At 39.6% G+C, this 15,472-nt stretch carries 14 protein-coding genes; 13 read left to right on the plus strand and 1 reads right to left on the minus strand.

Features of this window, described 5'->3' with window-relative positions; translation table 11 throughout:
* Window positions 1-8: 8 nt before the first annotated feature.
* From AC0VYV_RS11615 to AC0VYV_RS11630, 4 genes are all read left to right on the plus strand, one after another.
* Complete coding sequence (locus tag AC0VYV_RS11615; protein WP_475365224.1) at window positions 9-1,157, plus strand: acyl-CoA dehydrogenase family protein; 1,149 nt, start codon at window positions 9-11, stop codon at window positions 1,155-1,157.
* A 14-nt stretch (window positions 1,158-1,171) separates the two neighbouring features.
* Window positions 1,172-2,359, plus strand: a complete 1,188-nt coding sequence (locus AC0VYV_RS11620; RefSeq protein ID WP_475365225.1) for a thiolase family protein — start codon at window positions 1,172-1,174, stop codon at window positions 2,357-2,359.
* 96 nt (window positions 2,360-2,455) lie between these two features.
* Window positions 2,456-2,926 carry a GNAT family N-acetyltransferase gene (locus tag AC0VYV_RS11625; protein WP_194221706.1) on the plus strand — a complete coding sequence of 157 codons (471 nt, stop codon included), beginning with the start codon at window positions 2,456-2,458 and terminating at the stop codon, window positions 2,924-2,926.
* A 76-nt stretch (window positions 2,927-3,002) separates the two neighbouring features.
* Window positions 3,003-4,478 (plus strand): flavin monoamine oxidase family protein, encoded by a 1,476-nt coding sequence (locus AC0VYV_RS11630; protein ID WP_430246543.1) that lies wholly within the window; start codon window positions 3,003-3,005, stop codon window positions 4,476-4,478.
* A 28-nt stretch (window positions 4,479-4,506) separates the two neighbouring features.
* Here AC0VYV_RS11630 and AC0VYV_RS11635 read toward each other — a convergent pair whose 3' ends face one another.
* Window positions 4,507-5,094, minus strand: a complete 588-nt coding sequence (locus tag AC0VYV_RS11635) for a DUF6944 family repetitive protein (RefSeq protein WP_430246583.1) — start codon at window positions 5,092-5,094, stop codon at window positions 4,507-4,509.
* 282 nt (window positions 5,095-5,376) lie between these two features.
* Here AC0VYV_RS11635 and AC0VYV_RS11640 point away from each other — a divergent pair, with 282 nt between their 5' ends.
* The 9 genes from AC0VYV_RS11640 (at window position 5,377) to AC0VYV_RS11680 (ending at window position 15,415) form a co-directional block, all read left to right on the plus strand.
* Window positions 5,377-6,729: a diaminobutyrate--2-oxoglutarate transaminase gene (locus AC0VYV_RS11640; protein WP_475365226.1), complete on the plus strand. Its 1,353-nt coding sequence runs from the start codon at window positions 5,377-5,379 to the stop codon at window positions 6,727-6,729.
* The gene (locus tag AC0VYV_RS11645) at window positions 6,726-8,249 is read left to right on the plus strand and encodes a pyridoxal phosphate-dependent decarboxylase family protein (protein WP_475373821.1); all 1,524 of its coding nucleotides are present in this window, start codon (window positions 6,726-6,728) and stop codon (window positions 8,247-8,249) included. Before AC0VYV_RS11640 ends, AC0VYV_RS11645 begins: the two co-directional genes overlap by 4 nt.
* Window positions 8,246-10,024 (plus strand): IucA/IucC family protein, encoded by a 1,779-nt coding sequence (locus AC0VYV_RS11650; RefSeq protein ID WP_475373822.1) that lies wholly within the window; start codon window positions 8,246-8,248, stop codon window positions 10,022-10,024. The genes AC0VYV_RS11645 and AC0VYV_RS11650 overlap by 4 nt, the downstream gene beginning before the upstream one ends.
* Window positions 10,008-10,574 (plus strand): GNAT family N-acetyltransferase, encoded by a 567-nt coding sequence (locus tag AC0VYV_RS11655; RefSeq protein ID WP_475365229.1) that lies wholly within the window; start codon window positions 10,008-10,010, stop codon window positions 10,572-10,574. The genes AC0VYV_RS11650 and AC0VYV_RS11655 overlap by 17 nt, the downstream gene beginning before the upstream one ends.
* Window positions 10,567-11,892: a lysine N(6)-hydroxylase/L-ornithine N(5)-oxygenase family protein gene (locus AC0VYV_RS11660; protein ID WP_475373823.1), complete on the plus strand. Its 1,326-nt coding sequence runs from the start codon at window positions 10,567-10,569 to the stop codon at window positions 11,890-11,892. Before AC0VYV_RS11655 ends, AC0VYV_RS11660 begins: the two co-directional genes overlap by 8 nt.
* A gap of 18 nt (window positions 11,893-11,910) precedes the next feature.
* Window positions 11,911-13,713, plus strand: a complete 1,803-nt coding sequence (locus AC0VYV_RS11665; RefSeq protein WP_475373824.1) for an IucA/IucC family protein — start codon at window positions 11,911-11,913, stop codon at window positions 13,711-13,713.
* 232 nt (window positions 13,714-13,945) lie between these two features.
* Complete coding sequence (locus AC0VYV_RS11670) at window positions 13,946-14,929, plus strand: aldo/keto reductase (protein WP_475373825.1); 984 nt, start codon at window positions 13,946-13,948, stop codon at window positions 14,927-14,929.
* Window positions 14,930-14,950: 21 nt separating this feature from the next.
* Window positions 14,951-15,145: a hypothetical protein gene (locus AC0VYV_RS11675; protein ID WP_303533281.1), complete on the plus strand. Its 195-nt coding sequence runs from the start codon at window positions 14,951-14,953 to the stop codon at window positions 15,143-15,145.
* Window positions 15,146-15,157: 12 nt separating this feature from the next.
* Window positions 15,158-15,415: an OsmC family protein gene (locus AC0VYV_RS11680; RefSeq protein ID WP_430246555.1), complete on the plus strand. Its 258-nt coding sequence runs from the start codon at window positions 15,158-15,160 to the stop codon at window positions 15,413-15,415.
* Window positions 15,416-15,472 lie beyond the last annotated feature (57 nt).

Below are 15,472 nucleotides of genomic sequence, written 5' to 3' on the forward strand. Positions count from 1 at the left end.
GGTTAAGATTGGACTTTCAACTCGATCAAGACATCGAATATTTAAAAACGACTGTCCGAAACTTTGTAGAAAACGAAGTAGAAAAAGTGGCCATGACCATTGAGCGTGAAAATCAAATACCAGAACACATTATCGAGATGTCAAAAGAATTAGGTCTATTCGGTCTTAGTATTCCAGAAGAGTATGGCGGACTTGGAATTGGAATGGTTGGAAAATGCGCTCTATATGAAGAATTAGGTAAAACGCATAACGGGTTTACTACTTTAATTGGAGCACATACGGGAATTGGTTCGGTTGGAATTGTTGAACTTGGTAATACGGAACAAAAGGAATATTATTTACCCGAAATGGCACGAGGAAACATGATCGGAGCCTTTGCTCTTACTGAGCCATCTGCAGGATCAAATGCCTCTAACTTGAAAACGACAGCCGTCAAACAAGGTGATAAATATATTCTAAACGGTACGAAGCATTACATTACTAACGCAACAGAAGCGAGCGTTTTTACCGTAATGGCTGTAACTGATCCTTCACAAGGTACGAAGGGGATTACATCCTTTATCGTTGAAAAAGATTTCCCTGGCTTTCAAGTTGGTGCAGTTGAAGAAAAAATGGGGTTAAAAGGGTCACATTCAGCTGAGCTTATCTTTGATCATTGTGAAGTACCAGAGGAAAATGTTCTTGGAAAAGTAGGAGAAGGATATGTTAATGCATTAAAAATTTTGGCAAATGGTCGTGCAGGCCTCGCTGCTCGTAATCTTGGATCTTCCCAAAAGCTATTGGACTTATGCATGTCTTACGTGGAGGAGCGCATCCAATTTGACGTGCCGATCATTGAACACCAAGCTGTTGCCCATATGGTAGCTGAAATGGGAGTTGAAATTGAAGCACTTCGATCTTTTACTTATCGTGTCGCATGGATGGTTGAAGAAGGAAAAAAGGTCATTAAGGAAGCGGCAATGTTAAAGCTGTATGGATCTGAAGTATACAATAGAATCGCCGACAAGGCTCTACAAATTCACGGGGGGCTCGGTTACATTTCAGATTATCCGATTGAGCGATTTTTCCGTGACGCTCGGATCACCCGTATTTATGAAGGTACATCAGAAATTCAGAAAAACATCATTGCAGGTCAACTTCGTAAAGAATACAAATGAGGAGGTAAAAAGGAGTGGAAAACATCGTTATCGTAGAACCAGTTCGAACACCAGTAGGACGCTACGGTGGTGTCTTTAAAAATCTAAACTCTGGAAAGTTAGCTACCTATGCCATACAAGAAACACTAGCTCGATCAGGTCTCCCCCCTCACTTAGTAGAAGAAGTCATTTTAGGAGAAGTAAGACAAACAACCGAATCATCTAATGTAGCGAGAGTCGCTTCATTACGTGCTGGCATTCCTGAAACCTCTCCTGCATTTACAATCAATCGACTTTGCGCATCAGGTATGCAGTCTGTCGCCTCAGCAGTCCAACAAATTCAATCAAAGCAGTCATCTATTCTGATCGCAGGCGGAACAGAGAGTTTAAGTCAGGCTCCCATTTATTTAAGAAATAGCCGTTTCGGAGGAGACAAAACGCAATTAGTTGATTCTAATTCAGAAGCTGGACAACAGCCTGTTGAACAATATGGTTCTCATCTTGGCATGGGTATTACAGCAGAAAACGTAGCCGAACGTTACAACATATCGCGGGATGAACAAGATGCTTTTGCAGCAGAAAGTCAGCGACGAGCAGCAGAAGCGATTGAAAAGGGTAAATTTAGAGATGAAATTGTTCCGGTCGAAATTCAAAATCGTCGTCAAACGAATCTTGTCGATCAAGATGAACATCCTCGTCCAGGCACAACAATTGAGAAACTTGGCAAATTAAAACCAGTATTTAAAGAGAACGGAACGGTGACAGCTGGCAATTCTTGCGGGAGGAATGATGGAGCTGTTGCCATGCTTGTGATGACTGAAATAAAAGCAAAAGAATTAGAGCTTCAACCCATTGCTAGAATCGTTGATTGGGCAACTTCTGGGGTTTCTCCTGAGATAATGGGAATCGGACCAATTCCATCCTTTCGGAAACTTTTAGAACGCACAGGGAAAACGCTCGAGGAGATCGGTTTAATAGAGCTCAATGAAGCCTTTGCTGCTCAGGCACTCGCTGTTATTCGAGAACTTGAATTAGACATGAGCAAGGTAAACGTAAATGGAGGAGCTATAGCATTAGGTCATCCGCTCGGTGCTACAGGTGCTCGCATTCTAACCTCTTTGATATATGAAATGAAGAAGAGAAACGAACGCTTTGGAATCGCAACATTATGCGTTGGCGGTGGACAGGGCATGGCCATGATGGTAGAAAGTATAAACGGATAGACTCTTATCGGAGGCGGCATCTGCCGTCTTTTTTGATGCGTTGTTTGCACTTGGGTTCTATAATAAAAAGAAAGAGAATCACGGAAGGGGAATGGCATGCATATCAGGCCTTTTAAAGAAAACGATTTAATAGAAATGATTGATCTTTTTTATGACACTGTTCATTCTATTAACCGGAGAGACTATACAAACATACAGGTAAATGCCTGGGCTAATAAAACTGAACTTAATAGGCGTCATGCATCATGGGGAGAGGAATTCGAACGAAACTTCACTTATGTTGCTACCTTAGACAAACAGATCGTAGGATTTTGCGATTTAACCTCTTCAGGACTGCTTGACCGTTTATATGTTCATAAAGACTACCAAAGAAAAGGAATCGCTTCCGAGCTCTTAGAAAAAGTGCAACAGACCGCACGTTTGAACAATATGGAACAGCTTCATACGGAAGCAAGCATAACGGCAGTTCCGTTTTTTAGAGAGCAAGGATTTTCACTAGTAAAAAGTCAGCTAGTTGAAAAAAACGGTATCCAACTTAAAAATTTTCTCATGGCGAAGGAGTTATAGGCAATAGTGATGTTAAAAACTAGTTCGTATAGTTTTTAAATGTAACTAATATGTTAGTGAAAAAAGGATGATGGTGATGTCTCGAGAATTCACTACGCCTCAATACCCTAACGAGATGCTTAATATCATTAAGAATGGATTGAAAAAATCGTCTTCACCAACGAACGTTATTGTTGTGGGAGCTGGCGTTGCAGGACTAGTATCAGCATCCTTGTTAAAGAAGGCCGGTCATCGAGTTACCATTCTAGAAGGAAACGATCGTGTTGGCGGGAGGGTTTACACTCTTAGAAAACCATTTACAGATGATAATTATCTTGATGTTGGCGCTATGCGTATTCCTACAACTCACAAATTAACGTATGAATATATCAGAAGATTTCAACTTAAAATGAATCGCTTCGTGAATTCCTCTCCAAGAGATATCATTTATGCTAATGGAGTTAGAACTACAAGAGAAAAATACGAAGCAGACCCTGATATCCTTCAATTTCCCGTTGAACCTCACGAAAAAGGAAAAACCGCTACGGAATTATTTTTATCAGCAGTTAATCCATTTTTACTGCTTTATAAAGAAGGTGACGCTCAACAAAAGAAATTCATTCGTAAAAAATTTGATCAGTATTCAATGGAGAATTTTCTTCGCTTCAATCCCATTGGTCCTTCGCTATCTCCAAATGCTGTTCGAATGGTTAAAGTACTTTTAGGCATTGAAGGATTTTCGGAACTATCCTTTATCGACATTCTAACCGATATCGTAAATACTGTTTTTAATACTGACATGGAATTTAACGAAATTACTGGTGGAAATGATCAATTGCCTCGGTCTTTTCTACCTGAGCTAGAAGAGAATCTCTTGTTAAATCAAAAAGTACACCGCCTCATTCAAAGACCACAAAGTGTTCAAATTCAGACGAGGAATCAACAAACAGGAATTATTGAAAAGTTTAACAGCGATTATGTTCTTATGACTGTGCCTTTTTCAGTGTTTCAATTTATAGAAGTTTATCCGTACCGTTCTTTTTCATTTGATAAATGGAAAGCAATCCGTGAGTTGCATTATGTAGCTTCTATTAAAATTGGGATTGAATTTAAAGACCGATTTTGGGAAAAAGAAGGGTTGAATGGTGCAAATACCATTTCGGATTTTCCTAATCGCTATACGTATACACCTAGTCGCACAGGTAATGAGCCAGGAGCTGGAGTCTTACTAGCAAGTTATAGCTGGGAAGATAACGCGATGTTATGGAATAGCTTAAATGATGATCAAAAAATCACACAATCCCTTGAAGATCTTGCAAAAATACATGGACCTAAAGTATTTGATGAGTACTTGACGAGCGCATCATTTAGCTGGAGTCAAAATCAATTCTCAGGAGGTTGCTTTACACTCTTTAAACCGAATCAAATTACCGAATTTGAAAGCATCGTAAAAAAACCTGAAGGAAGAGTTCACTTTGCAGGTGAGCACACATCAGATTTCCACGGGTGGATTGAAGGAGCAGTTGAATCTGGTGTTAGAGCGGCATTTGAAATCAATGAGCGCACGTTATAAATCCTTTTAATCTCATTTAACAGATCGCTCAATGTTCATAATACTCTTTTGTGAAACCAATGGCTGCAATGGCTGCCCCTGCAGTTTGACCATAACTTCCAATGGCAAGAATCTGTTGTCCCATCTTCTTATTTCCATTCTTCACATACAGAAGCCCAATAGCTTCAATAGCAATGGCAAACGATTGAATCGTTTGCCCGGTTGTGATGAGCTCTGCATAGAAGGCTTCACTTATACTCGAGCTTTTTGCTTCGAAAGCAGCTCCAGCTGATTGAATAATATCTCCCATAATGTCAATATTCAGCGCTTCTTCATCAGTCCCCGTTACAATTCCTGATCCACCAAGAACATTTGCAATATTACCAGCAGACTGTAACCATGCTCCGAGCGTTCCAAACGTTTCATTCTCATTAGAAGTCAAGCTGCTTCTTCCGATAGCTTGAAGAGAGTTCCCCGTTGCTTCGACGCCATTCCCAATTACATAAAGGTCTCCTCCGATATCCTCCATAAGTGAGTCAGCTTCATTTGCTGCAACAATTGTATTCCCAATAGAGGCAATAGCTGCACCTATCGTCTGGATCCACGCTCCCGAAAGAATGAGGAATTCTCCGTACACCTCCAATACTAAACACGCTCCTTTTCATACTTTTATCCTATTCGTTTGATTTGCATTGTGACCAAAGTCGATCGTCTAATTTAGACCACCAAAGAAGGAGGGACTCCCACAATCCGCTTTCCATTATTAGGGATTAAAACCAATCGATCTACCTAGCAAAACCGACTTTATTTTTCAGTGAGAATGGTTCTCAAGTATCATTGACTATGATAATCATTCTCACTTATCATGAATAGTGTAAGATAATGAAAATCATTATCAATTAGTAAAGGAGTTCTCAACATGATGATTCAAGAATTAAATACAAATCAAACACTACTCGACCAACAAATGAAAAGAGAGTCCAATGCAAGATCTTATCCAAGAAGAATACCAATTGCCATTAATGAGGCAGAAGGGATTTTTGTTACTGACATGGAAGGAAAGCGATATTATGATTGCTTAGCTGGTGCTGGTACTTTAGCTCTTGGTCATAACCATCCCGTTACTATAGAAGCCATGCAGAAAGTCCTTCATGATAAAAGGCCTTTACATACGTTAGATATTACAACACCAATAAAAGAAGAGTTCGTGAATGAAATATTTTCAAATTTACCCGGAGATTTCGCAGAGCGTGCCAAAATACAATTTTGTGGACCAACAGGAGGCGATGCGATAGAAGCCGCCTTAAAATTAGTGAAAACTGCGACAGGGAGAAGTAGTATCCTTACGTTTCAAGGAGGATACCACGGTTCAACACATGGAACAATGGCGATTAGTGGTAATCTCGGTCCCAAAAAAAACGTCCAAGGTTTAATGCCAGATACTCATTTCATGCCATACCCGTATTCGTATCGTTGTCCATTTGGTATGAAGGAAAGCAAAGGACACAAAATTTCTAGTACTTATATTGAAAATCTATTAGATGATCCGGAGAGCGGCATTTTACCCCCGGCCGCTATGATTCTAGAAGTTGTTCAAGGCGAAGGTGGTTCCGTACCTGCACCAATCGAATGGCTACAGGAAATGAGAAGAATAACAAGCGAGCGAGGTATTCCTCTTATTATTGATGAAATCCAAACGGGAATAGGACGAACAGGAAAAATGTTCGCATTCGAACATGCAGGGATCGTACCAGATGTCATTGTCCTTTCTAAAGCAATTGGCGGCAGTCTCCCACTTTCGGTTGTTATTTACGATCGTGAACTCGATAAGTGGGAGCCTGGTGCTCACATTGGTACATTCAGAGGAAATCAAATGGCAATGGCAGCCGGAACAGCCTTATTGAAATTTATTAAAGAACAGAGACTTGATATTCATGCAGCAACGATGGGAGAAAAAATGCTTTCTGCCTTACAAAAGCTCCAGGTGAATTTCCGTGAAATTGGAGACGTAAGGGGAAGAGGGCTAATGATCGGTGTTGAAATAGTAGATCCTACACAGCCCCAGTCTTCATCAGGAAGCTATCCTTCTCAACCTGCGTTAGCTAGCAGGATTCAGAAAGAATGCTTTGACAGAGGATTGATTTTAGAAGTTGGAGGTCGTAACGGAAGTGTAGTAAGGCTACTCCCGCCACTGATTATCACGAACGAACAAGTTTTAGAAGTACTCAGCATTTTTGAGGAAGCAGTTAAGGCTGCTGTTGAAAGTTTATGATAAATGCAGTTGAAAAGAATCCTCCTGATATTTCAAAAGAGAAAATGTATGATTCCCTTTTCCTTCACAACAGTGAGAAAGGACAAGAAGCTTTCCGGGAACAAATGCACGAAATGACGAACATAATTTGCGAGACCTTTTGTGAAGAAAATGCGCCGTTCACCGGAAAGGAGCCACAAACGATTGAAAAGGAAGTTGAAGAACTTTTCGATTTTCATAGCTCAAATCAAGATTTTACTGCATTACTAAACGAGCTTAAGGCTCCTCTATTCAAAAATAACCTGCAAATTTCTCATGAAAAAAGCCTGGCTCATTTGCAATGCCCACCGCTTATACCTGCCATAGCTGCTGAACTCGCAATAAGTGTGTTCAATCAATCACTTGATTCATGGGATCAAAGTCCTTCTGCTACGTACCTTGAAGAGGGAATGATTAAGTGGCTCGCAGGTCAATTTGGTTATTCATCAAATGCTGACGGCACATTTACAAGTGGGGGGACACAATCGAACTACACTGGTCTTCTTCTAGCTAGAGATGCATGTTGTTTAAGCTTATGGGGGCAAAATGTTCAGAAAGATGGATTACCAGAAGAGTTTCATAAATTAAGGATTCTTTGCTCAGAGGAGGCACATTTCACTATACAAAAATCAGCTGTTCAGCTTGGATTAGGAGAAAAAGCAGTAATAAAAGTTAAAACAGACAAACATCACAGAATGTCGGTATCGCATTTACAGTACCAATTAGCTGAATTAAAAGCTCAACACCTTGTTCCTTTTGCACTAGTTGGAACTTGTGGCACAACTGATTTCGGAAGCATAGATCCGTTAGATGAACTAGCCGCAATCGCTCATGAAGAAGCGTTATGGTTTCATGTGGATGCCGCTTTTGGAGGCGCGCTTATTCTTTCCGAATCTCATAAGTCAAAGCTAGGAGGAATTTGTTATGCCGATTCGCTCACAGTCGATTTTCATAAGCTCTTCTATCAGCCCATTTCATGTGGGGCTTTCCTAGTGAAGAACAAAGAATCGTTCCGATTTTTAAATCACCATGCTGATTATTTAAATCCACTAGAAGATGTTGAAGCGGGGATTCCTAACCTGGTGAACAAATCGATTTTAACTTCCAGAAGATTTGACGCCTTTAAGCTCTTTCTTTCATTAAAAACGATAGGTACAAACCTGTTCGGAGAAATGATTGATTATACTTTTATCCTTGCTCAAGCAACTGCGGAATACCTTTCATTTCAGGATGATATAAAAGTTGAAAACCTTTCTCCAGAACTCAACACTGTTATCTTTCGTTATGAACCTCAAGATTTCAGTACTGATCGATGCAAATTAAATCGTAAAATACAGCAAGAATTGTTGTATGAGGGCAGAGCGGCCATAGCCAAGACTTCTGTTAATGGCCAAACCTTTTTGAAGTTCACCATACTAAACCCTAGAACCAAAATGAAGCACATCCAAGAGATCGTGGATGACATTCGTACACTCGGAAGGAAATGGAGGGAACACACGTGATCAGCGCTAAAAAGATCGCAGAACAGGCGACTATGCAAAGCTTTCTGAATTGTTATTTACGTGAAACAGGAAACTACTCAGAAATACCAAAACCTGAAGATTTATCTACAACCTTATCTCAGAAATTCATTTCCTGCCTACTAGAAAATCAGGGCATAGAGATGATCTTCCCCGTTTCTTATTGGTCCTTAACAGAGCGGCATATTTTTCAGTTCCCATTATATTACCGGTCATTAAATGGTACTTTTCATACTCTTGACTATGTGACATTAACAACACTGATTGTAAAGGAACTACTAATTGACCAAAACCGAACGGATGCAGAAGATGAATTGGTTCTGCGAGTGATGTTGAGCTGTCAAAGCATGACAACTTACATTGGAAAGCGATTCGAAGACAGAGGAAAATTAACCGATGAAGATTTTGATTACATTGAAGCAGAACAGTCTTTACTTTTTGGTCACTTAATGCACCCGACGCCAAAAAGCAAACAAGGTTTAACACACGAGGAGGATGAATTGTTTTCTCCAGAACTGAAAGGTGAATTTCAGCTTCACTATTTTAGTGTTCACCCTTCATTGATCAATGAAGATTCCAGTTTGCAGCTACAAGCAAGCGAGCTTATTAAAGAAGAGTTAAAAAGTGGAGAAGTAGATCCAGAATGGCTCCATCAATTTAAGGAGCGTGTTCTAGTGCCAATGCACCCTCTTCAAGTAAACTCACTTCTAAAAAAAGAAGAAGTGCTTGAACACATTCAAAAAGGATCGCTTGATTATCTAGGACCAGTAGGGCGCATGTATACAGCAACATCTTCCTTTAGAACTGTGTACAGCTCTTTATCTAGATTCATGTTTAAATTTTCAGTTCCGGTAAAAATCACAAATTCACTACGACTAAATCAACAGAAAGAGCTAGATCGTGGCGTAGAGGTTTCTAGACTTTTACAAACGCAATTAGGTGAAAAATTAGCAAATAATCATCCTAACTTTAAAATTATCCAGGATCCAGCTTATCTCAATATCAACATTACTAATCTTGAGTCTGGTTTCGCCGTTATGTTTAGAGAGAATCCTTTCTACGAAAATAGTGATAATACAAGCCTCGTAGCAGCACTATGCCAGGATCATGCATACAGTGGCAAGTCACGTATTTATTCCGTCATTACTGCTATTGCTAGAAGAGAGGGACGTGCGATAGAAGAAGTAAGTGTCGAGTGGTTCGATCGTTATCTCGACATATCACTTGATCCGATGCTTTGGCTTCACCAACATTATGGCATTGCACTAGAAGCACACCAGCAAAATGCTGTTGTTAAGCTTAAAGAAGGATATCCATCTACATTCTATTATCGAGACAATCAAGGATATTATTTTAGTGAGTCCAAGTCTGAAGAACTAGCGCAGCTCCTGCCTAATTTGAATGAGAAGAGCGATACTATTTGTTCCGATGACGTAGCAAATGAACGCTTTCGCTATTACTTCTTTTTTAACAACTTATTCGGATTAATCAATGCATTTGGTGTAAACGGATTAATTGAAGAAAAGCATCTTATGGATCTCCTGAGAGAACGACTCTCTCATTATTTAGCTATACAGTCATCACCTCTCATTAAAAGTTTACTTGAGGATCCTGTTCTTCCTTGTAAAGCGAATCTCTTAACTCGCCTCTATGATATGGATGAGCTTATTGGATCAATGGCTACACAATCAGTGTATACGATGGTCCGAAATCCGATCGCTCAGGAGGTTACAGTTAGGCATGGCAATGGACTTTAATGTATTCGATCAAAAATTACAAAAAACGATCTCTTTTGCTAAGGTGAGCTACGAACGCGATGTCGAGATGATTCACTCTTGGATGAACGAAGAGCATGTGCATCCTTTCTGGCAATTAAATATACCGATTAACTCATTTCGAAATCATTTACAAAAGGCACTAAAAGATACACACCAGACGCTTTATCTAGGTTTTATCAATGAGGTGCCAATGAGCTACTGGGAAGCTTATTGGGTAAAGGAAGATATCATTGAAGGATCTTATGAGAACAAGCCATATGACCAAGGCATCCATCTCTTGATCGGTCATACAGACTATTTAGGACTAGGATATTCCCTTCACCTTCTACGTGTAATGGTTTCTATACAATTGAAAGAGAAGCGGACAGAGAGAATCGTAGCAGAACCAGATATACGTAATAAAAAAATGATTCATATATTTGAGAAGTGTGGATTCACTCCACAAAAACCAATTGATCTACCGGATAAAACAGGCTTATTAATGATTTGTGAGCGGAAGCAGTTTGAAAGGAAGTGGGGAAATGCCTGAATACGTCTACGATGCAATTGGTATCGGTATTGGACCATTTAATTTAGGTCTAGCTGCTTTAACAGATGAAATGGACGATTTGGATATTCTTCTATTTGACCGAAAAAAAGAATTTGATTGGCATCCAGGTATGCTCATCGAAGGAACCACATTGCAGGTGCCATTTTTCGCGGATCTTGTAAGCATGGCTGACGTTAAAAACAAATATAGTTTTCTTAACTACCTGCAGGTTCATGGTCGTATGTATCACTTTTATTTTTTAGAAAAGTTTCATATTCCGAGAAAGGAATACAATCACTACTGTAAATGGGTGAGTGATCAGCTAAATTCATGCCGATTTGGATATGAAGTCACTGAAGTTTCATCATATGAAGCATCCGAGGAAGAATTCATTTATGCTGTTCACGTCCAGGATGTGAAAACGCTAGAAACCGACACGTTCTTGGCCAGGCATCTGGTCATGGGAATAGGCTCAGTACCTGCAGTACCAGAACATTTTAAACCTGCGCTTGGAGAAACCGTCTTTCATTCATCAGAGTTCATAGAGAAGAAACCAAAGGCTTTACAAGGAAAATCCATTTCAGTCATTGGATCAGGCCAAAGTGCAGCTGAGATTTTTTTAGATCTAGCAAAAGAACAGGAGCATCATGACTACCATCTTAGCTGGTACACAAGATCAAACGGTTTTTTCCCAATGGAGTACTCCAAACTAGGACTTGAATATTTTTCACCAGATTACACCGAATTCTTTTACGATCTTCCGCAAGAAAAAAAAGACAAAGTGATTGAAAAACAAGACTTACTTTACAAAGGGATTAGTGCAGAAACGATTTCAGAAATCTATGACGTATTATATGAACGATCTATTGGTAATCAACGCTCCCCCTTACACTTACAGGCTATGAGTGAGGTAAATCAACTAGAGATGAAAGGGGAGGTGTGTTTTGGCAAGGGACGCCACACGATTACAAATGAACCATTTGATTTCGAATCTGAAATCATTGTGCTTGGTACTGGATATAAACAGACCGTTCCAACTTTCTTACCCGAATCTTTTTTACTTAGGGACGAGAATGGCCGCCCGACGATTACGAAAGATTACCGCTTAATGACGAAAGATTCCAATCAGAACAATATATTCATTCAAAACGGAGAGCTACACACTCACGGAGTTGGTGCGCCCGACCTTGGTCTCGGAGCACACCGAAATGCTGTCATCATCAATCAAATCTCCAATAGAGAAGAATACCCCGTGCAGTCACATAACGTTTTTCAATCTTTTGGAATCGCCAAACAACCTGCTCTTACAACAAACTAGAAGGAAAGTGGTGAACGTATGTATTCTCAAAACGAACTAGATACTGTTCTTACTAAACAAAACTGGACACTTGTTAATACAAAACTCTTAGCAAAAATGATTTCAGAATTTATGTACGAAGATATGATCTCACCTCAACTCGTTCAAGAGAAAGATAGCTATACCATCTATGAACTTCGAGTTTCAGACAAGAAATCATACTCATTCCATGCGATTCCCCGCCAATTTGATAGCTATGATGTTGACTGCAAATCCATTCGCATACTAGATAATGGGAATGAGGTAGAAGTGAGTGCCGTTGGCTTCCTCCTTGATATCAAACCCTTAATAGGCATGTCATCGGAAACAACAGCTCATTTAATAAAGGAAATTAGTCAAACTCTCATTGCAGATGCTCATCTGTTAAATAAGCGAGTTTCATCAGACAAATTGATTACTGAAGACTACGCTAATCTTGAAGGCTACATGACTGGACATCCCTGGATCACGTATAACAAAGGGAGAATTGGGTTCGGGTATGATGATTATTTAGCATATGCTCCTGAACACCAAAACGAAGTAACACTTTCATGGATTGGCGTTAGTCGACACATTAGCTCATTTCAATCTATTGAGAAATTTACCTTCGAAAAACTAGTAAACTATGAATTAAGTGATCAGGATCGTTCTACATTCCACAATATATTAGAAAAAAAGATTGATGATCCTAATCAATACTTCATGATGCCTGTCCATGAGTGGCAGTGGAAAAACATTTTGGTTCAGAATTTTGCAGAGGAGATTGCAAACCAAACGATCATACCGCTTGGTCAATCCAGTGATCGTTATCTCCCACAACAGTCCATTCGGACATTTGTTAACAAATCCAATCCAAACAAGCATCATGTAAAATTACCGATGAGCATACTAAATACACTTGTATATAGAGGATTACCCGCAGAACGTACTCTTATTGCTCCGAAAATAACTGAATTCATTAAAGGCATCTATGATAAAGACTCCTTTTTAAAAGATGAATGTAGAGTGATTTTACCAGGTGAAATTGCGAGTATTAATGTGAATCATTCCTATTATAATCAATTGGAGAATGCCCCATATCAGTACAAAGAAATGCTTGGCGTTATTTTTAGAGAAAGTATCTATACTTATCTCGAGGACGGTGAACAGGCGATTACTTTAGCAGCACTTCTATACGAAGACCATGATGGGAAGCCCTATGTAAAGAGCTTGATTGAGAAATCTGGAATGTCTACAGAAGAATGGATGACGCAATTTTTTGATGTCACTATGAAGCCATTGCTCCATTATTTGTACCAATATGGAACAGTCTTTTCTCCTCACGGCCAAAACACTATTCTTGTTCTAAAAGATTCCAAACCATCACGCCTTGCAATTAAAGATTTCGTAGATGATGTCAATATTAGTGATCAACCATTCGAGGAGCTTAATTATCTTACAGAGGAATTAAAAGATGTGCTTCGGAGTGAACCACCTGAGGGACTGACCCAATTTATATTTACAGGCTTATTCATCTGTCACCTCCGTTATTTATCGAACATTTTAGTAAACGGTGAGTTAATGGAAGAACAGAATTTCTGGGAAAAACTAGCGGAATCAATTCTTTCGTATCAATCAAGGTTCCCACAACTAGAGAAGCGTTTTGAGTTATTTGATTTCTTTAAACCTACATTCACTAAGCTTTGCCTTAATCGAAATCGCATGGTAGATGAGGGCTATTCAGTAGGAGAAGATCGACCTCATGCATCTGAATTTGGTGAAGTTAGAAATGCACTAAGTCACTATAAAAAAATCACAAAATAACTGAGAGACGGGGCCCGCCCGTCTTTTTTTGGAAGTGAGAAGAGTGACATACGTATGGTGTAGAGATGATTTGAAAGGTTGAACAATTTCGTTCCAATCATTGAATGATCAAGCTATAGAGCAACTTCATTTAGAGAACGTTACATTCAAAAACAAATATGAAAGCGGTTTAAACAACGATTTAAAGGGAAATTACCATGTAATGTCAACTCGAGTTAATGGAGGCGAAAGAATGAAATATCGACAGTTAGGTCATACAGACTTGCAAGTAAGTGAAGTTAGTTTCGGAACGTGGGCAATTGGCGGAGCATGGGGGAAAACAAATGACAAAGAAGCGCTCGATTCTCTACAACATGCTATACATGCTGGCGTGAATTTTTTTGATACAGCAGATGTATATGGAGATGGACATAGTGAAGAACTCCTTGCTAAAGCAACAAAAGGGATGGAAGATAAAATTCACATCGCAACGAAATTTTGTCGTGCAGGAGACATATACGATTCTGTCAACTATTCAGAACAAAGTGTTCGTGCTTATTGTGAAGCGAGCTTAAGGCGCTTGGAACGAGATCAAATTGATCTTTTTCAAATTCATTGTCCACCAATCGACATCCTTAAGGAAGGTCAGGTGTTTGAGGTATTGGACAAATTGAAAGCCGAAGGTAAAATACGCTATTATGGTGTAAGTGTTGAAACAGTTGAGGAAGGACTATTATGTCTCAAGTATCCTGGCGTAAGTACTCTGCAGGTTATTTTTAATATATTTAGGCAAAAGCCGTTAGAGGAACTTTTTCCAAAAGCTTATGAACAAGGCGTTGGCATTCTTACGCGGGTGCCGCTGGCCAGTGGTTTATTAACTGGGAAATTCAAGAAAAACACTTCCTTTGAAGATGATGATCACCGAAACTTTAATCGGAATGGAGAAGCCTTTAATGTAGGCGAAACGTTTGCGGGACTTGAATTTGAAAAAGGTGTAGAGCTAAGCGATGAAATCAATTGGATTGCTCGCGACCGAGAGAGTATGACGACTGCTGCGCTAAAATGGATTCTTGAACATAAAGAAGTCTCTTGTGTTATCCCTGGTTTTAAAAACATTCAACAAGTAGAACAAAACCTCAAAGCCACAGAGGTTCCTAACTTTTCCAGGGAAGAAATGGAGAAGATTGCTAGCTTCTACCATCAAGAAGTGCATGAAATGATTAGAGGGGCTTATTAATAACCGAAAGGAGTTCAAACGATGGATAAACCAATCGAAATATCAAACATTCGTATTGAGCAAGATAAAGATAAAAGCCGTCGCGCATATATTGCGGATTTCAAAGAACCGATTCACTACGGCGTGCATGGTGGGGTGAAAGATTTTTATCAAGCGTCACCTGAGGTGGAACAACCGTCAACCCTTGATCACATCGTTGCTGCTGCAGGCGGCTGACTAACAGGGACATTGTCCGGTGCGCTGGAGGCGCGCCAAATACCTAGTTTTCCAAACAAACTATCTGGTCAATTCGAAGGATTGATCGAAGCGCCTGAGGGTGTCCTCAAAATCACTAAAATAAAATGTCATTATAAATTAATCATACCAGAAGGGAAAAGAGAAGCTGCAGAAAGGGCACTTCATGTATTTGAGCGTGGTTGTCCTGTTGCACAAACGCTCAAGGGCTGTGTTGCTTTCGAGCATGATTGGGAGATTATAGAAGAATAAGAAAAGAGCTGATGAAGAAGTCCTTCATCAGCTCTTTTCAATTTGTAGAATCATAGA

This window comes from Anaerobacillus sp. QJM3NY_17, assembly GCF_056173665.1.